Below are 18,647 nucleotides of genomic sequence, written 5' to 3' on the forward strand. Positions count from 1 at the left end.
GATTTCCCATTCCGCAAGGAAGTAAGATCCCTGAAAGATGATCAGGTTGATAGGTCTGAGGTGGAAGCGTGGTGACACGTGGAGCTGACAGATACTAATAGATCGAGGACTTAACCTATATTCTAATGTGAAGCATGAACGTTGTTATCTAGTTTTGAGAGAACATTCTCTCCATCAGGTTTGGTGGCGATAGCGAAGAGGTCACACCCGTTCCCATACCGAACACGGAAGTTAAGCTCTTCAGCGCCGATGGTAGTTGGGGGTTTCCCCCTGTGAGAGTAGGACGCCGCCAAGCTTTTCAAAGGATCAGTTCCAATCGGAACTGGTCTTTTTTGTGTTTTCTTCTAGCAGCATCATGATATAAGCCGGAAACTTGTCCTCTGCAATCTCCATATAACGTTCAATCATGACATAATCATCACTAATGTATTGAGATAAAAGCTCGTACCACCATTCTGTTTCGTAGCGGGCAATCATACTGAGGTTATACATTAACAAGTAATGGCTGATGATCTCAGGAATCCCTAAAAAGGCATCTCGTGTTGATGGAATGAACCATTGATTCATTTCTAAATCATAATGAAGGTGAGTAGCAAGAGCAGGGTTTTCTTCTGAAAATACATCAAATGTTAGTTTTTTAGCCTCTCGTTGCTTAAGCTTCCAAGTTGTATGGAACTCAAAATATTCAATAAAACGTTCGGCAGACATGTTATAGAGCAAGGGAATATGATCTTGAATCAACATGCCATTTGCTTGTTCTACTTTCACTAAAGTAGAGGGTTGTTTTTGAAACTCCAGAATGTGACCCATTTCAGGTATTTTTGAAAGGAGATTGATCATCGTAAATCGCTCATCTTCAAGACCATTTAAACGAAATAAGTGCTTTAATACATGCATACATAATCCGTTTCGCTGAATCTTTACTTCATCCTCACTAAAACGATAATGTTGCTTCTTTCTTTTTCTTGAGGTTACACCGTGAGCTAAGACAGAGGTTTGAGATGGATAGTCGGGATCTACTGTCAGTAAACATGCCTTTAACAGCTGTGCCATTCCATAAAATAATAAAATCGGTTTTAGTTCAAGTGGAGCTGATGCGGCTTGGTCATAAAATGTATGGCCATGCTTTAAAAAGTAAATAAATCGTTCACAGTTTTTATAGGCTTGTTGATTTGCATCCTGAATGTTCCGTTTCTCGTACTGTTGAAATAGAAACTTTTGGGAAGTTTCTAGTGAGTAAAAACGTTTTAAATCCTTCCATCCTGAACTTTTCATCTTCTTCCTCAACTCTCTTTATATTTTCTAAAAATTGCAACTGTTTGTTGCTTCCTTGACATGCTGTTTCCTAGTTGATAATCTACATATAATATTTTGCCGAAAAGAGGGGGATTTACTAATGTGGGAAAGTAAATTTTCAAAAGAAGGTTTGACGTTTGACGACGTGTTGCTTGTTCCAGCAAAGTCTGAGGTGCTTCCGCGTGATGTCAATTTATCAGTTGAGTTAACAAGCACTTTAAAGTTGAACATTCCAATTATTAGTGCAGGAATGGATACTGTGACGGAATCACAAATGGCGATTGCAATGGCACGTCAAGGTGGTCTTGGAATCATCCATAAGAACATGTCTATTGAGCAGCAAGCTGAACAAGTGGACAAAGTAAAACGTTCAGAGCGTGGTGTTATTACAAATCCATTTTTCTTAACACCGGATCATCAAGTATTCGATGCAGAACATTTAATGGGTAAATATCGTATTTCTGGTGTACCGATTGTCAATAACGAACAAGATCAAAAGCTTGTTGGGATTATTACGAACCGTGACCTTCGTTTTATTTCGGATTATTCAATGAAGATTAGCGACGTGATGACAAAAGAGGAACTTGTGACAGCTTCTGTTGGAACAACATTAGAAGAAGCTGAAAAAATCCTTCAGCAATATAAAATTGAAAAATTACCTCTTTTAGATGACGAAGGAACATTAAAAGGTCTCATCACCATCAAAGATATTGAAAAAGTGATTGAATTCCCTAACTCCTCTAAAGATGCACATGGCCGTTTAATTGTTGGTGCCGCTGTAGGTGTCACTGGCGATACAATGACTCGTGTGAAAAAATTAGTAGAAGCCAATGTTGATGTGATCGTCATTGATACAGCACACGGTCATTCTCAAGGTGTTCTAGACACTGTATCGAAAATCCGTGAAACGTATCCTTCTCTTAACATCATTGCTGGTAACGTTGCAACAGCTGAAGCAACAAAAGCATTGTTTGAAGCTGGAGCAGATATTGTAAAAGTGGGTATTGGACCAGGATCGATTTGTACAACACGTGTTGTTGCAGGGGTCGGTGTACCACAAATCACAGCGATTTATGACTGTGCAACAGAAGCAAGAAAACATGGTAAATCTATTATTGCAGATGGTGGAATTAAATATTCAGGTGATATCGTGAAAGCATTAGCTTCTGGTGGACATGCTGTTATGCTGGGAAGTCTTCTTGCTGGTACATCTGAAAGCCCAGGAGAAACAGAAATTTTCCAAGGTAGACGTTTCAAAGTATATCGTGGTATGGGTTCTGTTGCTGCAATGGAAAAAGGAAGTAAAGATCGTTACTTCCAAGAAGATAATAAAAAATTCGTTCCAGAAGGTATCGAAGGACGTACACCATATAAAGGACCAGTTGTTGATACTGTTTACCAACTCGTTGGCGGTATTCGCTCTGGTATGGGCTACTGTGGAACACAGGACTTACGTACTCTTAGAGAAGAAGCACAATTCATTCGCATGACAGGTGCAGGTCTTCGTGAGAGTCATCCACATGATGTACAAATTACAAAAGAATCACCAAACTACACAATTTCTTGATAAATTGTGACAATCAAATTACATTTGACAGGGTCTATGACTCTGTCTATTTTTTTTGTCTTTATTGTGATAAAATTTATACTGTTGTGTCGAAATAAGCCCTTGTGGATTAAATATATATGAAAAACGTCGAAAAAAGATGAATACGGAGGTATGACGATTGAACAGCAAGATGTTGAAACAGCTTATGGTCTCTATCCTTGCATTGGCATTGATTGTTACTGCATTTACGCCAATGTCCAAAGCAAAAGCGGCTGAAGATCCATTCAATGTGAATGCGAAAGCAGCCATCCTTATTGAAGCTTCTACAGGTAAAATTCTTTATAGTAAAAACGCAGAACAAAGACTGCCTATTGCAAGTATGGCAAAGATGATGACAGAGTATCTATTACTAGAGGCGATTGCTGAAGGCAAAGTGAAATGGGATCAAACATATACGCCAGATGATTATGTGTACGAAATTTCCCAGGACCGCAGTTTATCCAATGTTCCATTGAGAAAAGATGGTTCGTATACTGTCAAAGAACTTTATCAAGCAACGGCTATTTATTCAGCAAATGCAGCAGCAATTGGTCTAGCAGAGGTAATCGCTGGATCAGAATCGAAGTTTGTTGAAAAAATGAACGCAAAAGCAAAAGAACTTGGCTTAACCAATTACAAATTCGTGAATGCAACTGGATTAGAAAATAAAGACTTACATGGCAAACAGCCAAAAGGTACGGGTCCTGATGAAGAAAGTGAAGTTTCCGCAAAGGATATGGCTTTGCTTGCACAGCATCTCATCAAAGATCACCCAGAAATTCTTGAAACAGCAAGCATCGCGAAAACAAAGTTCAGAGAAGGCACAGATGATGAAATGGACATGCCAAACTGGAACTTTATGCTTAAAGGACTTGTGAAAGAATATGAAGGCGTAGACGGTCTGAAAACGGGCTCTACTGATTCAGCTGGTTCTAGCTTCACAGGTACAGCAAAACGTGGTGACATGCGTGTGATCGCAGTTGTCCTGAATGCTAAAGGAAATCTTCATACAGCTCGTTTTGATGTGGCGAAAAAATTGTTCGATTATGCCTATAAAAACTTCACGATGAAAGAAATGTACAAAAAAGGCCAACAAATCAAAGGACATGAAAACATCGAAGTCGATAAAGGGAAAGATAAAGAAGTACCCGTCGTGACGAAAGAAGCTTTCTCTGTACCGGTTAAAAATGGTGACGAGAAGAGCTATAAAGCCAAAGTAAATATTGATAAAAAGAACCTAGAAGCTCCTATTAAAAAAGGAACAAAGGTTGGCATGCTGACGACTTCTTATTCTGGTGATGAGAAGGACTACGGCTATTTGAGTAAAGACCAATCAGGTGTTGAGCTTGTGACGAAAACAGGTGATGAAAAAGCAAACTGGTTCATCCTTGCAATGCGTGGTGTAGGTGGATTCTTCGCTGGCATTTGGGGCGGAATCGTTGACACAGTAAAAGGTTGGTTCTAATAAAAAACTGCTCTCACATATAGAGAGCAGTTTTTTTATCGTTAAAAGAAAAGAGATTGTTTGTGGTTTTGAGGTGTAGACAAGGCCTGCTGAAAAATACCACATAACTTTTCCATACCTTCCGTCAGTGCCTTTTCATTCACATAAGAAAAACTAAGACGTATATAATTCTGCTTCGGCTCCCCAGGATAGCAGACAGAGCCAGGCAGGAAGGTGATTTGCTGCTTCCGTGCCTCATGTAATAGGGCACGTGTATCGACCCAGGAAGGAAAGCTAAGCCACAAATTGAGCCCGCCCTGTGGGATTTGCCACGTGACGTCCTTTGGCGCATGTTTTGTCAACACTTCCATCATCAAATCGCGTCTCACCTTCAAGGCAGTTCTTAATTTTTTCGTATGATCGATCATCTTCTTGGATGTGAGAAACGGTAAGATCGCCTTTTGGGTGAGAAGCGGGCTCCCTAAATCATTATTGGCTTTTGCAGCTAATAAACGGTTAAATATAGAGCCTGACGCTGTAATAATTCCAATTCTGCATCCTGGAGCCAGTGTCTTGCTTAATCCTCGTAAATAAATGACGTGTCCATCGTGATCTAGGCTTTTAATGGGTGCCGGCGGTTTCTTTTCAAAATAAAGCTCACGATAAGGATCATCCTCTACAATGAGACAATCAATGCTTTGTGCCAGTAAAAGCAGCTGCTTTCTTCGTTTCAACGACATACTGGCGCCTGTAGGACTGTGAAAAGTAGGAATGGTATAGATGAGCTTTGGTTTATATTTATCACAAATGCTTTGAAGCTGTTTCATGTTCATTCCTTCATGATCGACAGGAACCGTAATAATTCGTGCCCCTCTCCCCATAAAGACATCAATTGCGCCTGGATAGGTGGGCGCCTCCATGACAACTACATCATCCGGCCCGATAAATGTACGTGCTACTAAATCAAGTCCTTGCTGAGAACCGCTAGTGACAAGGATATTTTCAGGAGTAGAAGGGACATCTAATTTTTCTAGAAATGATTGAATGACCTGACGAAGCTGAAGGTCACCTTGTATTTCTCCGTATTTTGACATGATTTGAGGATGCCGGGCCAGGACATGCTGCATTTCTTTTTCTAAATACCGGTTAGGTAAAAGACCAGGATCAATCATAGAGGAAGAAAGATTAATGGCTTCTTCGACATAGTGATACTGAGCGAATTGAGACCTTGGTAAATAATCAGGGATCGATAACTGCCAATCGAAAGAAGTAGATGACTGAACCGGGATGTCAGTTTGCTCATGCTGCTCATTCACAAACGTACCTTTTCCTTGTACAGTCGTTAAAAATCCGTCGTCCTTAAGCCGTGTATAGGCTTTTGCTGCTGTGACAAGACTTACATTCAGCTGTTTCGCTAGATCACGTACAGTCGGCAGCTTATCGCCTTGCTGAAGCAGACCTGATTGAATGTGATCAACGATGGAAAAGTAAATCTGATTCGAAAGAGATGTATCTGAATGTCGATGGATATCAATATGCATGAGAATCCTCCAATGAGCGTGAAATTGTTATACATGGTTTCAGATTGTTATAGTTACATTATAACATGTTAATTACTCTTAAAAGAGGTAATGATGCTTTTTTAACTATAAAACCTTGATGTATAAGGGTTTATCCTTTTTTGTGAGCTAATTGAATTGTTATACTATTCTCTTTATTGTTATACTCTATCGCTTGTATGATAAAGGTGTTGAATCAATCGAATAGACAAATGGGAGGAAACAATTGTGAGCAATAAGGGAACTGAACGAGTGAAACGTGGAATGGCAGAAATGCAAAAAGGTGGCGTCATTATGGATGTCGTCAATGCTGAGCAGGCAAAAATCGCAGAAGAAGCAGGCGCAGTGGCAGTAATGGCACTAGAACGAGTACCAGCTGATATCCGTGCAGCAGGCGGTGTTGCCCGTATGGCAGACCCAAGAATCGTGGAAGAAGTACAAAATGCAGTAACGATTCCAGTCATGGCAAAAGCACGTATCGGCCACATCGTGGAAGCTCGTGTTCTTGAAGCACTTGGTGTTGATTATATTGATGAGAGTGAAGTGCTGACGCCCGCAGATGAGGAATTCCATTTAAATAAAAATGAATACACGGTACCTTTCGTATGTGGCTGTCGTGACCTAGGTGAGGCGACTCGCCGTATTGCAGAAGGCGCTTCAATGCTACGGACAAAAGGTGAGCCTGGTACAGGAAACATTGTAGAAGCTGTCCGTCATATGAGAAAGGTCAATGCTCAAATTCGTAAAGTGGCGGCAATGAGTGAAGATGAATTGATGACAGAAGCCAAGAATCTGGGCGCACCTTATGAATTATTGGTTCAAATTAAAAAAGAAGGCAAATTGCCAGTTGTAAACTTTGCAGCTGGAGGTGTTGCGACACCAGCAGATGCAGCACTCATGATGCAGCTTGGAGCAGATGGTGTATTTGTCGGCTCTGGTATCTTCAAATCAGACAATCCAGCTAAATTTGCAAAAGCGATTGTAGAAGCAACGACTCATTTCACAGATTACCGCCTGATTGCAGAGCTTTCTAAAGAGCTTGGAACAGCGATGAAAGGAATTGAAATTTCAAATCTATTGCCAGAAGAGCGTATGCAAGAGCGTGGCTGGTAATTAAGGGAGCGCGACGAACATGCTAACAATTGGTGTACTAGGGCTTCAAGGAGCGGTGAGAGAGCATATTCAATCGATTGAAGCTTGTGGCGCAGCGGGAAAGATCATCAAGCGGGTAGAGGAGTTAGAAATTGTTGACGGTCTCATTATCCCTGGTGGTGAAAGTACGACGATGAGAAGACTCATGGATACGTACCAATTCATTGAACCGATTAAAGCGTTCGCTGCTCAAGGTAAACCGATATTTGGGACTTGTGCCGGTTTGATTATGCTGGCAAAGCATATAGAAGATCGAGAAGATGCTCATCTTGGCCTGTTAAATGTATCTGTTGCACGTAATTCGTTTGGCAGACAGGTAGACAGCTTTGAAGCAGATGTAGAAGTGAAAGGACTGGATGCGCCGTTTACAGGAGTGTTCATCCGTGCGCCTCATATCATCAGCGCAGATGAGAGCGTAGAGGTCATGGCTGAGTATGACGGCAGGATTGTGATGGCGAAAGAAAACAATATCTTAGGTTGTTCTTTTCATCCAGAGCTGACAGATGACCACCGGTTAACACAGCTGTTTGTTGAGATGGTGGAGTCCTATAAAACGAAGCTTGCTGTATAAAACGGTTGAAAAGAGATAAAACTTATAGTACATTAAAATCACAATCAAAGATCGAAAAAGCGTTGACGGGAAATAGTAAGAAGCCCCTCTTTCTCAGAGAGCCGATGGTTGGTGAGAATCGGTGAAAGATGCATTCTGAATCCATCCTTGAGCGAAATGCTGAAACACGAAGTAAGCATTTACGGTGATGCCGTTACAGAGGAAAGAGGAAAGCATGCTTTTGGCGTGTTTTCAATCAGGGTGGCAACGCGAGAGCTCTCGTCCCTTTCATGGGATGAGGGCTCTTTTTATTTTTCGATAAAAAAGGAGTGTTACACATGCTGGATATTAAACAACTGCGCACGGATTTTGATCAAATCAAAGAAAAATTAGCCCATCGAGGTGAAGATTTAGCGGATTTTGATAAGTTTGGTGAGCTGGATCAAAAAAGAAGAGAATTAATCGGCAAAACAGAAGTATTAAAGAGCCGAAGAAATGAAGTATCACAGCAAGTGGCTGTTCTAAAAAGAGAAAAGAAAGACGCCGATCACATTATTCAAGAAATGCGTGAGGTAGGCGATGAGATTAAGAAGTTGGATGATGAATTAAGAACAGTAGAGGAAAGCCTGCAAACCATCCTGTTCTCAATTCCAAACATCCCTCATGATTCTGTACCAGTCGGTGAAACAGAAGATGACAACATTGAAGTGAGAAAATGGGGCGAACAGCCAGCCTTCTCATTTGAACCAAAGCCGCATTGGGATGTAGCGGATGAACTGAAAATTTTGGATTTTGAACGTGCAGGAAAAGTGACAGGAAGCCGTTTCGTTTTTTATAAAGGGCTAGGCGCACGGTTAGAGCGTGCACTTTATAACTTTATGCTGGATTTACACGTAGATGAATTTGGTTTTACTGAAGTACTACCACCTTATATGGTCAACAGAGCAAGCATGACAGGAACCGGACAGCTTCCAAAGTTTGAAGAGGATGCTTTTAAAATTCGAGAAGAAGATTATTTCCTCATTCCAACGGCTGAAGTGCCAATTACGAATATGCACCGTGACGAAATTCTTGAAGGAGAGCAGCTGCCAATCAATTATGCAGCGTTTAGTGCTTGCTTTAGATCAGAAGCTGGTTCTGCCGGCAGAGATACGCGCGGACTCATCCGTCAGCACCAATTTAACAAAGTAGAGCTTGTGAAATTTGTCAGACCAGAAGATTCTTATGAAGAATTAGAGAAACTAACAAACCAAGCAGAAAAAGTTCTTCAATTATTGAACCTGCCATACCGTGTCATGAGTATGTGTACAGGAGATTTAGGCTTTACGGCTGCGAAGAAATATGATATCGAAGTATGGATCCCAAGCCAAAATACGTATCGTGAAATTTCTTCTTGCAGTAACTTTGAAGCGTTCCAAGCGAGACGAGCAAACATTCGTTTCCGCCCTGAGCCTAAAGCCAAGCCAGAACACGTCCATACATTAAATGGATCTGGTTTAGCAGTAGGAAGAACTGTTGCAGCCATTTTAGAAAACTATCAACAAGAGGATGGAACAGTGATCATTCCTGAGGTGTTACGTCCTTATATGGGAAATAAAGAAGTGATAAAATAAGATGCCGTCATGGCATCTTATTCTTTTTACCTAAACTTCTACAGCTTTTCTAAAATAAGCCGATAAAAGAACTAAAAGCATCTAGGAAAGAAGGAATAACCTTGAATAGGCTTGACTATTATGTTGAAATGGCTCAATTACTCAGAAAAGTTCTAGATGAAAGTGTCCTTTTCGGCATCACTGATACAGAAAAGGTACTTTGCTATTATCCATCGACCACAGTAGATTTTGGCATTAAAGTAGGGGACGCTTTAAACCCAGAGGACCAAAACGTGGCGACGACATTAAGAGGACAAGAATATGATGGGCATTTGCCAGAGTCTTTATATGGTTATGAAATTGCTGTAAAAGGTTATCCGATTTTTGATGAAGATAGAAAAGTGATTGGCTCCTTTTTAGTGGCTTTTTCACATCATCGTGAGAAGAAATTAAGCGGCTATATGGAACATATCAATAAAGTAGCGAAAGAGTTACAAGGTGGAATTGAGCAAATTGCTGCTCATTCTCAAGAACTGGCTGCGACAAGCTTAGAAATTAGTGAGCAGGCCGGAAGAGCAGAAGAGAAATCCGCAAACATTGAAGAAGTCGTCAAAACCATTGGCGGTATTGCGAGACAAACAAACCTGTTAGGACTCAATGCTGCAATTGAAGCGGCAAGAGCAGGTGAAAATGGAAAAGGCTTTGCTGTTGTTGCAGACGAGGTACGAAAGTTATCAGATGGATCAAAGGAAGCAGCTGAAACCATTAATGCATTTTTAAAAGAAATCCAAGACAGCATTGGCACTTTATCTGAAAATATCTCACAAATCAGCAGTTCAACAAACGAACAAGCTAAACAAGTGACAGACTTTACAAAGATTATTGAGTCATTAAATGATTTTAAAGAAGAGATGAATACTTTTATTGAAGAAATTAGACAGGATACGTAATAAATGAAGAGCAGCCGATAATCGGCTGCTTTTTATAGGCTAAACATCATACCAAAATCAAATGTTGAAATTTTTTTCGAAAAGATGTTGACTTAAAATAAGATGATATGATATATTAATTCTTGTCGATACGGAGGAATACCCAAGTCCGGCTGAAGGGATCGGTCTTGAAAACCGACAGGGGTGTCAAAGCCCGCGGGGGTTCGAATCCCTCTTCCTCCGCCATATTGATTTTACCTTAGTTGAATTGAAACGCATAAAAATTGGAAATTGTCAAACCGCTGCATTCGAGAAATGCAGCGGTTTTTTTTATTTTGTGTTAGAGCGATTTTTTTGAATAACAGAAGCAATTTCATGAAGAATTGGCTCAAGTGAGCTTTCATCATGAAGTAAGTCGTAATCTTCAATATTAATTTTAATCACAGGGCAGAGATCAAATTGTTCGATCCATTCTGTATATCGAGTGTACATTTCTTCCCAATATGCTCGATCGGTTTGAGTTTCCATCTCTCTCCCGCGCTCTTCAATACGTTGTAATATATGATCTAAATCCCCATGCAAGTAAATGAGGACATCTGGGTGAGGGAAGTAAGGTGTCATCACCATCGCCTCAAATAGACTTGTATACGTTTCATAGTCTACCTCTGACATGGTACCTTTGTCTGCGTGCATTTTAGCAAAAATACCAGTGTCCTCATAAATGGACCGATCTTGTACATAACCTCCACCAGACTCGAAGATTCGTTTCTGTTCCTTAAAACGTTCAGCTAGGAAATAGACCTGTAAATGAAAGCTCCATCTTTGGAAATCTGAATAAAAAGGCTCTAAGTATGGATTATCATCTACTTTTTCAAGAGAAGTTTGAAACCCTAGCTTGTCCGCTATTGTTTTCGTCATGGTCGATTTTCCGACACCAACTGTCCCTGCAATTGTAATGACAGCATCCTTTGGTATCTCAATATTTTTCATAGTACTTGCTCCTTTATGTTCTGTACAATTTGCTGGTAATCTTGCTGTGAGGAAACGAAGTCTGTATGATCGCCTTCAATTGTAATGATAGGAACCCTTGGGTCAGTTTGTTTTAAATGCTCGATGGCCAACTCATAATCTTCAATCAAGGTTTTTAAATAAGCTGGATCAATGTCTTCTTCAAAAGATCGGCCTCTCATCTTTATTCTATCAAGTAAGGTGGGAAGGCTGGCTTTTATATAGATCATGGCATTTGGTTTAGGAAGATCATCTGTCAGCAAGTGATAGATCTTTCTGTATTTATCCATGTGCTTTTTGGATAAGGTTCTTTCTGCAAATATCATATTTTTATAGACATGATAATCAGTGACAATCGGCTGCTGTTTTTTGACATAGTTCTCTTCAATAGATTCTAACTGTTTAAACCGATTGCATAGAAAGAACATCTCAAGCTGAAAGCTCCATTGTTCCATATCTTCATAAAATTTATCTAAGAATGGATTTTCTTCTACAATTTCTTTTACTAAAGGAAATTGAAATTCCTTTGAAAGCATTGTAGCCAAGGTTGTTTTTCCGGCTCCAATTGGGCCTTCCACTGCAATAAAAGGGGCAGGATACATAGGCGTTCTCCTCTATCTATAAAGTTGTCAAACCAATGTATATTGTACCATACCCCTTCTGAGAGATAGAGCGTATGAATTACGATGTCGTTCTTTTTTCAATATTAAATTGATCTGATAACAACAACCAGTTTTGTGGGAAGGATAGACCTAATTTCCAGTAAGCAATTCCATTTAGGTTTAACTCTTTAATGAGATTAAATTTGGCTTGAATGGATCTTGCATCTTCAAACCAAACCTCGTGTTCTTTGTTGTTAGCATCTGTATAACGGAAATAAGGTGCTTGTGCTGTTTCGTCATATAAAATAGATACATTATTCTCTCTAGCAATGGCAATCGCTTGTTGAGGGCTGACGGCTTTGGCGATAGGGCCTCCTTGAACATAAGGAAGCGTCCAATCATAACCATATAAATTCTGCCCCATCACAATTTTATTGGCAGGTATGACAGTCAGTGCATATTCAATGACTTGGCGGACAGGGCCGATCGGAGAGACGGCTTGTGCAGGCCCGCCGCTGTAGCCCCACTCATAAGTCATTAGCACAACATGATCAACAATCTTTCCAATTGCTTCATAGTCATGCGCCTCATACCATTTTCCTTTCTGTTCACTGCTTGTTTTAGGAGCGAGTGCCACAGAAATAGTCCAACCCTGTTGATGAAAACGAGTTGTTGCTTCTCTTAAAAATTGAAGGTAGGCTTCTTTATCAACAGGGCGTAAATATTCAAAGTCAAAATGGATTTCTTTTAATTGATACTTTTGAGCAACGCGGACGATTTCATTTAATAATGTTGTTTTGACAGATTGATTTGTTAAAAGGATTCGCCCGAGTTCATCACTAAATTTATCATTCTCTAGATTTGTGACTACCATGGATAAAACCGTTCTGCTTTGAGCGGCAATTTGAGGCAATTGATCTAATGGTGGCTCGCGAAGTGTGCCGTCTCTTTGCGCTTGAAAACTAAAAGCGCCGAGATGTGTTAAGTATGGAGATGCCTCTCTGGCTGCTTGCTTTAAATTTTCGCTGACTTGGTTTCCGCGAGGTTCTATATAAGCGTTAGAATTAATATTTCTTTTCGGTCTTTGTGGAATATAAAGCAAAAAACGAATAGGCAATATGGCTTCAGGCCGAATCCGATTCACACGTGCCAATTCTTCTACCGAAATTTGAAATCTTCTTCCAATTTGATAAAGTGTATCATTTTGTTTGACCTCATAAAATTGACCTCTAATAGGGATGACAATTGTTTGTCCAACGACTAGTTGATTTGGCGTTTCGATGTCGTTGGTCCGAATGATTTCATTTACCGTTGTTTTAAAACGCATGGCAATCTCATTTAACGTATCTCCTCTTTTGACAACATAAATTTGAATGGTCAACGCCCCCTTTGTTATTGCTAACAATTTATGAGGGTGATGGATAAATCATGTTTGATTTTCATCCGTGATCTCTTTAGTTGTTGTGATTTTGGCAAGAAGAACGTTCTCCATCATCGTTAAAGCGTACTCGTTGTCTCTATCATCATTTGAAGCAATACAATCTTTAGGTACAGTGAGGTTGTACTCTCGCATGTAAGCGTCATTTGCAGTGAACAGGACACAGATGTTTCCGGCAATTCCAGTTAAAATAAGATCTTGCACACCTAATTCATTTAGGAGTGTCTCTAGTGCTGTTCCGTAAAAGGCAGAGTGCTTAGGTTTAATTAAGAAGTAATCATCTTTAGATGGTGCCATTTGTTCTAAAATAGGGGCACTTCTTTCGTTTTTGCATGTTTCCATAACAGCTTTGATATCAGCCTTCCAGAGTCCATAGTGGTCGTTGATATAGATAATTGGCCAATTTTTCTTGAAAGCGTGTTGTTTAAGGGCTAAAATTTTATTGGTCATTTGCTCTGTTTTTTCAGCGAGCACATGCCCCATTTCGAAATCAAAATTATTGATCATGTCAATAATAAGTAGTGCCTTTTGTTGTTTTGGCAAATCAAGACCCCCTTTAAAAGATTGTGATAATATGTTAACCTCAATATCCTTTAAAAAAACATGAAAAGAGAGCCGTGCTATGACGAAAGATGAACAGTTTATGCAAGAAGCTATTTCTGAAGCTTTGAAAGCAAAACAAATAGGAGAAGTTCCAATCGGTGCCGTCATCGTTGTTGATGATCAAATTGTAAGCCGTGCTCACAATTTAAGGGAAAGTGAACAGCGATCAATTGCTCATGCGGAATTACTTGCTATTGATGAAGCGTGTAAAATGACTGGTAGCTGGCGTTTAGAAGATGCTGTACTTTATGTTACACTCGAACCGTGCCCAATGTGTGCAGGCGCTATTGTACTTTCAAGAGTGAAAAAGGTCGTTTTTGGTGCCTATGATCCTAAAGGTGGATGTGCTGGTACTTTAATGAATTTATTGGACGATGAGCGGTTCAATCATCAGTCTGAAGTCATTGGCGGTGTGCTTGAAAATGAGTGTGGTGAGCTGTTAAGTCAGTTCTTTCGAGACCTCCGTCAGCAGAAGAAGCAAGCGAAAAGTAAATGAATGGATGTCGTTTGCAATTTTATCACTTAGAAGGTATACTTATGTCTGCGTCACCAACAATTTAATATTCATTTTGCCGTGCTAAGCGGGGAGGTAGCGGTGCCCTGTACTCGCAATCCGCTCTAGCGAGGCCGAATCCCTTCTCAAGGTTCGTTTACTTCAAGGTCTGCCTTAAATAAGTGGTGTTGACGTCTGGGTCCTGCGCAATGGGAATTCATGAACCATGTCAGGTCCGGAAGGAAGCAGCATTAAGTGAAACCTCTCATGTGCCGCAGGGTTGCCTGGGCCGAGCTAACTGTTTAAGTAACGCTTGGGGTAGCGAATCGACAGAAGGTGCACGGTAAATCAATATTAAATGTAACTCATCTAGTTTATCTAGGTGAGTTTTTTGTTGCTATTGAAAGAATATATCGGTTGCTTTGTTTAATACAAATAGCAAAAAAGCCATTTTAGGGTGAGGTTTTTTTGAAGTAATTCATATGGGGAACGAATGTTCTTGTTGATCTGGCAGACATTTTCAGAAAGCAGGAAAACACGTTTTTTAATCAAGAAAAGTAAAAAGTCTTTAAAGGAAATGCTCTTTTTCGTTTATTAGAAAATAAAGGTGTACTTTTGAATTGATCGTTGCATCATGTATAATGAACATGATGATAAATGGAGGAGGGCGTATTTGTGAGTTATCAAGCTTTATACCGAGTGTTCAGACCTCAAGTTTTTGAGGATGTTGTTGGACAAGAACACATCACAAAAACGTTGCAAAATGCCCTTTTGCAGAAAAAGTTTTCTCATGCTTACTTATTTTCAGGTCCTAGAGGAACAGGTAAAACAAGTGCTGCCAAGATTTTTGCGAAAGCAGTGAACTGTGAAAAATCACCTGTTAGTGAACCGTGTAATGAGTGTGATGCCTGTAGAGGGATTACGACCGGTTCGATTTCAGACGTGATTGAAATAGATGCTGCCTCAAATAACGGGGTAGATGAAATTCGGGATATACGTGATAAAGTGAAATTTGCTCCTTCAGCGGTTACATATAAGGTTTATATTATAGATGAGGTACATATGCTCTCTATCGGGGCATTTAATGCACTTCTTAAAACGCTAGAGGAACCACCTGCTCATTGTATCTTTATTTTGGCTACCACAGAGCCTCATAAGATTCCTCTTACCATCATATCAAGATGTCAGAGATTTGATTTTAAACGGATCACGACAAAAGATATTGTTGGACGAATGGAGAAAATTGTAGATGCAGAAAGCCTAAATATACAAGAGGGTTCACTCGAGATTATTGCTAGTGCGGCAGATGGAGGCATGCGTGACGCACTTAGTCTCCTTGACCAAGCAATCTCATTTAGTGGTGAACAGCTCACAATTGATGATGCACTGCTCATTACAGGTGCTGTATCTCAGCATTTCATTAGTCAGCTTGCTGAAGCCATTTTTGAGCAAAATATTGCGATAGCGCTGGATACGTTAAATGAATTGCTTCAACAGGGGAAAGATGCTGCGAAATTAATAGAGGATATGATCTTCTACTTTAGAGATATGCTTCTATACAAAACAGCACCGGATCTTGAAGGTGTCCTTGAAAAAGTCAAAGTCGACGATAAGTTTGTGGCTCTTTCAGAACGTGTGGCACCTCAGTTTCTTTATGAAACGATTGAAGTGCTGAATAAAAGCCATCAGGAAATGAAATGGACAAATCATCCTAGAATTTTCTTTGAAGTAGCTGTGGTTAAGCTCTGTCAGTCAACGGCTGGTGCTGTATCATCTCCGGCTGATTCCGACCTAACAGCGTTAACGAATAAAATAGACAGGCTGGAACAAGAGCTATCTAGGCTAAAAGCTGAGGGTGTTCCAATGACTCAGTCTCAGAGTCCTCAAGCAAAAACGGAAGCACCTCGACCTCAAACGAGTAATAAAAATGGCTATCGTGCACCTGTCGGTCGAATTCATGAGATTTTAAAAGAAGCGAAGCGACCGGAACTAGAAAAAATAAAAGGCAAATGGGGAGAGCTTCTTGCCCAATTAAAACAGCAAAATAAGGTTTCTCACGCTGCGCTATTAACAGATAGTGAACCAGTTGCGGCGGCAACTCATGCCTTTGTTTTGAAATTCAAATTTGAAATACATTGTAAGATGGTGGCCGAAGATAAAAGTGGTGTTCGAACCAATCTTGAGCAACTGCTAGAATCTATGCTAGGAAAAAGAGTGGAATTAGTTGGCGTTCCTGACGCTCAATGGGGTAAAATAAGAGAAGAATTTTTAAGAGATCATCAGCCTGAAGAACAAGCAGATGGTCAGGCAGCTTCTGCTGAAGAAGATCCATTAATTGCAGAAGCAAAGAAGTTAGTAGGAACCGATTTAATTGAAATTAAAGATTAACAATTTGAAAGAGAGTGGTGTTCATATGCGCGGTGGAATGGGAAATATGCAAAAAATGATGAAACAAATGCAAAAAATGCAGAAGGATATGGCTAAGGCTCAAGAAGAGCTTGCAGAAAAAGTCCTTGAAGGTACGGCAGGTGGCGGCATGGTCACTGTAAAAGTAAATGGACAAAAAGAAGTCGTTGATGTGGCGATTAATGAAGAAGTTGTTGATCCTGAAGACATCGATATGCTTCAAGACCTTGTACTTGCAGCAACAAATGATGCATTGAAAAAAGTTGATGAACTAACGAATGAAACAATGGGTCAATTCACAAAAGGAATGAACATGCCAGGTTTATTCTAGGAGGAATAACTGAAGATGCAATATCCTGAACCAATATCAAAGCTGATTGATAGCTTTATGAAATTGCCAGGAATCGGACCTAAAACTGCGGTCCGTCTGGCTTTTTTTGTTCTTAGTATGCAAGAAGATGTCGTGCTGGATTTTGCGAAGGCACTTGTTAATGCAAAGCGTAATTTAACTTATTGTTCTGTTTGCGGACATATCACCGATCAGGATCCTTGTTACATTTGTGAAGATACAAGAAGAGATCAATCTGTGATCTGTGTCGTGCAGGATCCAAAAGATGTGATCGCAATGGAAAAAATGAAAGAATACAACGGCTTATATCATGTGCTTCATGGCGCTATTTCACCAATGGACGGAATTGGACCAGAGGATATTAAAATTCCTGACCTATTAAAAAGATTGCAAGACGATCAAGTCACAGAGGTCATTCTTGCAACCAATCCAAACATTGAGGGAGAAGCGACAGCCATGTATATCTCTAGATTGTTGAAACCATCAGGAATTAAACTCTCTCGCATTGCTCACGGACTCCCAGTAGGTGGAGACTTAGAGTATGCGGATGAAGTCACACTTTCTAAGGCTCTAGAAGGCAGACGTGAGATGTAGGAAGGAGAAGTACGGTACATGGGTTTTCTTCGCAGAAAATCAATTCGAAAAGAATTCGATGAGATATTAATTCAACAGCTTTTTAAGCAAAAGGAAGAATGGAACAGACAAAAAAAGCTTGTCGCAAATAGCGTTGAGCCTTCACCGGACATTCTATTCGAATTAAAGCTTGCTCAAGCGAAGTACTTTTTCTATCTGAGAGAAGCGAAAAAGAGAAATTTACGTTTAAACAACTGGAGATAGCAGGTCTATTTTCCATAATGCTCTCATATGCTTGTACTATTCATATGAAGAGGAGATGAGAGGATTATGGAACCTGTTATTGTGATTGGTTCAATTTTGTTAGCTGTTTTATTGTTGTTTATGTCAGGTGTTCAAGCGAATCCATTCAAATGGTTAGGGCTTATTGGAGTTAAGTTTGTCGCAGGTGCTCTTTTTTTATTTTGTCTCAATTTATTCGGTGAGAGTTTAGGGTTTCATGTTTCCATTAACCCTGTAACGAGTGGAATTAGTGGTTTGTTGGGCATTCCAGGTGTAGCAGCTTTAGTCGTAATTGAAAAGTTTATTATTTAATGCAAAATATTGTTGACTTTGATTATATATGGTGGTAAATTAATATACGTCGCTGATGACGAAGAAACGAAAAAACATAATAACAAAAAAGTTGTTGACACTAACAACTTGGACGTGATAAGATGTTCTAGTCGCTTCTGAAGCGGTAAACAAGTTCTTTGAAAACTAAACAAGACAAAACGTACCTGTTAATTCGAGTTTTTATAAAAAAATCCTATGATACATCATAGGTAGTCAGTCAAACGCTGACGAAAAACAAAACTTCGGTTTTGTACTTTTTCGGAGAGTTTGATCCTGGCTCAGGACGAACGCTGGCGGCGTGCCTAATACATGCAAGTCGAGCGGACAGAAGGGAGCTTGCTCCCGGATGTTAGCGGCGGACGGGTGAGTAACACGTGGGTAACCTGCCTGTAAGACTGGGATAACTCCGGGAAACCGGAGCTAATACCGGATAGTTCCTTGAACCGCATG

At 40.0% G+C, this 18,647-nt stretch carries 17 protein-coding genes, 1 tRNA gene, 3 rRNA genes, 1 other RNA gene, 1 pseudogene and 1 other annotated feature; of the genes and pseudogenes, 17 read left to right on the top strand and 6 right to left on the bottom strand.

Going from position 1 to position 18,647, the window contains the following annotated elements; genetic code table 11:
- Both N521_RS12705 and rrf read left to right on the top strand, forming a co-directional pair.
- Positions 1-118: ribosomal RNA gene (locus N521_RS12705) — 23S ribosomal RNA — on the top strand; the annotation flags it as partial.
- 61 nt (positions 119-179) lie between these two features.
- Positions 180-295 (top strand): 5S ribosomal RNA (gene rrf, locus N521_RS12710).
- A gap of 11 nt (positions 296-306) precedes the next feature.
- Here rrf and N521_RS12715 read toward each other — a convergent pair.
- Positions 307-1,275 (bottom strand): YaaC family protein, encoded by a 969-nt coding sequence (locus N521_RS12715; RefSeq protein WP_008342041.1) that lies wholly within the window; start codon positions 1,273-1,275, stop codon positions 307-309.
- A 121-nt stretch (positions 1,276-1,396) separates the two neighbouring features.
- Between N521_RS12715 and guaB the strand changes: the two genes are divergently transcribed.
- A complete protein-coding gene (guaB, locus tag N521_RS12720) occupies positions 1,397-2,863 on the top strand; it encodes an IMP dehydrogenase (RefSeq protein ID WP_008342039.1) in 1,467 nt (488 codons plus the stop codon).
- 160 nt (positions 2,864-3,023) lie between these two features.
- Positions 3,024-4,349: a D-alanyl-D-alanine carboxypeptidase family protein gene (locus N521_RS12725; RefSeq protein WP_035391597.1), complete on the top strand. Its 1,326-nt coding sequence runs from the start codon at positions 3,024-3,026 to the stop codon at positions 4,347-4,349.
- A 41-nt stretch (positions 4,350-4,390) separates the two neighbouring features.
- On the opposite strand, the gene pdxR is transcribed toward N521_RS12725, so the two are convergent.
- The gene (pdxR, locus tag N521_RS12730; protein ID WP_035391599.1) at positions 4,391-5,869 is read right to left on the bottom strand and encodes a MocR-like pyridoxine biosynthesis transcription factor PdxR; all 1,479 of its coding nucleotides are present in this window, start codon (positions 5,867-5,869) and stop codon (positions 4,391-4,393) included.
- Positions 5,870-6,115: 246 nt separating this feature from the next.
- Here pdxR and pdxS point away from each other — a divergent pair, with 246 nt between their 5' ends.
- From pdxS to N521_RS12755, 5 genes and pseudogenes are all read left to right on the top strand, one after another.
- Positions 6,116-7,000 carry a pyridoxal 5'-phosphate synthase lyase subunit PdxS gene (gene pdxS / locus N521_RS12735; protein ID WP_025206589.1) on the top strand — a complete coding sequence of 295 codons (885 nt, stop codon included), beginning with the start codon at positions 6,116-6,118 and terminating at the stop codon, positions 6,998-7,000.
- A 19-nt stretch (positions 7,001-7,019) separates the two neighbouring features.
- Positions 7,020-7,610, top strand: a complete 591-nt coding sequence (gene pdxT, locus N521_RS12740; protein WP_008342030.1) for a pyridoxal 5'-phosphate synthase glutaminase subunit PdxT — start codon at positions 7,020-7,022, stop codon at positions 7,608-7,610.
- A gap of 53 nt (positions 7,611-7,663) precedes the next feature.
- Positions 7,664-7,879, top strand: a binding site (T-box leader).
- Between the two features lie 48 nt (positions 7,880-7,927).
- Positions 7,928-9,202, top strand: coding sequence for a serine--tRNA ligase (gene serS, locus N521_RS12745; RefSeq protein ID WP_008342028.1), 1,275 nt, complete (start codon positions 7,928-7,930; stop codon positions 9,200-9,202).
- A gap of 596 nt (positions 9,203-9,798) precedes the next feature.
- Positions 9,799-10,131 (top strand): annotated as a pseudogene (locus tag N521_RS20010) (methyl-accepting chemotaxis protein); the annotation flags it as partial.
- Between the two features lie 132 nt (positions 10,132-10,263).
- Positions 10,264-10,356: transfer RNA gene (locus tag N521_RS12755), tRNA-Ser, on the top strand.
- An 84-nt stretch (positions 10,357-10,440) separates the two neighbouring features.
- Here N521_RS12755 and N521_RS12760 read toward each other — a convergent pair.
- The 4 genes from N521_RS12760 to N521_RS12775 form a co-directional block, all read right to left on the bottom strand.
- Positions 10,441-11,100 carry a deoxynucleoside kinase gene (locus N521_RS12760; protein WP_035391602.1) on the bottom strand — a complete coding sequence of 220 codons (660 nt, stop codon included), beginning with the start codon at positions 11,098-11,100 and terminating at the stop codon, positions 10,441-10,443.
- Positions 11,097-11,720 (bottom strand): deoxynucleoside kinase, encoded by a 624-nt coding sequence (locus N521_RS12765; RefSeq protein WP_007496058.1) that lies wholly within the window; start codon positions 11,718-11,720, stop codon positions 11,097-11,099. Before N521_RS12765 ends, N521_RS12760 begins: the two co-directional genes overlap by 4 nt.
- A 79-nt stretch (positions 11,721-11,799) precedes the next feature.
- Positions 11,800-13,047 (bottom strand): glycoside hydrolase family 18 protein, encoded by a 1,248-nt coding sequence (locus N521_RS12770; protein ID WP_151023375.1) that lies wholly within the window; start codon positions 13,045-13,047, stop codon positions 11,800-11,802.
- A 99-nt stretch (positions 13,048-13,146) separates the two neighbouring features.
- Positions 13,147-13,701 carry a cysteine hydrolase family protein gene (locus N521_RS12775; protein ID WP_017359012.1) on the bottom strand — a complete coding sequence of 185 codons (555 nt, stop codon included), beginning with the start codon at positions 13,699-13,701 and terminating at the stop codon, positions 13,147-13,149.
- A gap of 79 nt (positions 13,702-13,780) precedes the next feature.
- Here N521_RS12775 and tadA point away from each other — a divergent pair, with 79 nt between their 5' ends.
- From tadA to N521_RS12810, 8 genes are all read left to right on the top strand, one after another.
- Positions 13,781-14,257: a tRNA adenosine(34) deaminase TadA gene (tadA, locus tag N521_RS12780; RefSeq protein ID WP_007496052.1), complete on the top strand. Its 477-nt coding sequence runs from the start codon at positions 13,781-13,783 to the stop codon at positions 14,255-14,257.
- Positions 14,258-14,333: 76 nt separating this feature from the next.
- Positions 14,334-14,598, top strand: an RNA gene (gene ffs / locus N521_RS19300) — signal recognition particle sRNA large type.
- 331 nt (positions 14,599-14,929) lie between these two features.
- Positions 14,930-16,642, top strand: a complete 1,713-nt coding sequence (gene dnaX, locus N521_RS12785) for a DNA polymerase III subunit gamma/tau (protein WP_008342013.1) — start codon at positions 14,930-14,932, stop codon at positions 16,640-16,642.
- Positions 16,643-16,667: 25 nt separating this feature from the next.
- Positions 16,668-16,991, top strand: coding sequence for a YbaB/EbfC family nucleoid-associated protein (locus N521_RS12790; protein WP_008342011.1), 324 nt, complete (start codon positions 16,668-16,670; stop codon positions 16,989-16,991).
- Positions 16,992-17,006: 15 nt separating this feature from the next.
- On the top strand, positions 17,007-17,603 hold the full coding sequence (recR, locus tag N521_RS12795) for a recombination protein RecR (RefSeq protein ID WP_003218094.1): 597 nt from the start codon (positions 17,007-17,009) through the stop codon (positions 17,601-17,603).
- An 18-nt stretch (positions 17,604-17,621) separates the two neighbouring features.
- Positions 17,622-17,846 (top strand): YaaL family protein, encoded by a 225-nt coding sequence (locus tag N521_RS12800; protein ID WP_008342008.1) that lies wholly within the window; start codon positions 17,622-17,624, stop codon positions 17,844-17,846.
- 66 nt (positions 17,847-17,912) lie between these two features.
- Entirely contained in the window at positions 17,913-18,176 is a 264-nt protein-coding gene (locus tag N521_RS12805) for a pro-sigmaK processing inhibitor BofA family protein (RefSeq protein ID WP_035391607.1), read from the top strand.
- Between the two features lie 276 nt (positions 18,177-18,452).
- Positions 18,453-18,647 (top strand): 16S ribosomal RNA (locus N521_RS12810); the annotation flags it as partial.

This window comes from Bacillus sp. UNC125MFCrub1.1 (assembly GCF_000701305.1).
Taxonomy (GTDB): domain Bacteria; phylum Bacillota; class Bacilli; order Bacillales; family Bacillaceae; genus Bacillus; species Bacillus altitudinis.

Bases quoted from the DNA above. Each gene is read 5' to 3' on its own strand.
- N521_RS12790 (WP_008342011.1), top strand. From the start codon at position 16,668: ATGCGCGGTGGAATGGGAAATATGCAAAAAATGATGAAACAAATGCAA.
- pdxR (WP_035391599.1), bottom strand. From the start codon at position 5,869: ATGCATATTGATATCCATCGACATTCAGATACATCTCTTTCGAATCAG.
- N521_RS12805 (WP_035391607.1), top strand. From the start codon at position 17,913: ATGGAACCTGTTATTGTGATTGGTTCAATTTTGTTAGCTGTTTTATTG.
- guaB (WP_008342039.1), top strand. From the start codon at position 1,397: ATGTGGGAAAGTAAATTTTCAAAAGAAGGTTTGACGTTTGACGACGTG.
- tadA (WP_007496052.1), top strand. From the start codon at position 13,781: ATGACGAAAGATGAACAGTTTATGCAAGAAGCTATTTCTGAAGCTTTG.
- N521_RS12765 (WP_007496058.1), bottom strand. From the start codon at position 11,720: ATGTATCCTGCCCCTTTTATTGCAGTGGAAGGCCCAATTGGAGCCGGA.
- N521_RS12760 (WP_035391602.1), bottom strand. From the start codon at position 11,100: ATGAAAAATATTGAGATACCAAAGGATGCTGTCATTACAATTGCAGGG.
- N521_RS12715 (WP_008342041.1), bottom strand. From the start codon at position 1,275: ATGAAAAGTTCAGGATGGAAGGATTTAAAACGTTTTTACTCACTAGAA.
- N521_RS12770 (WP_151023375.1), bottom strand. From the start codon at position 13,047: ATGCGTTTTAAAACAACGGTAAATGAAATCATTCGGACCAACGACATC.
- pdxT (WP_008342030.1), top strand. From the start codon at position 7,020: ATGCTAACAATTGGTGTACTAGGGCTTCAAGGAGCGGTGAGAGAGCAT.
- N521_RS12800 (WP_008342008.1), top strand. From the start codon at position 17,622: ATGGGTTTTCTTCGCAGAAAATCAATTCGAAAAGAATTCGATGAGATA.
- recR (WP_003218094.1), top strand. From the start codon at position 17,007: ATGCAATATCCTGAACCAATATCAAAGCTGATTGATAGCTTTATGAAA.
- serS (WP_008342028.1), top strand. From the start codon at position 7,928: ATGCTGGATATTAAACAACTGCGCACGGATTTTGATCAAATCAAAGAA.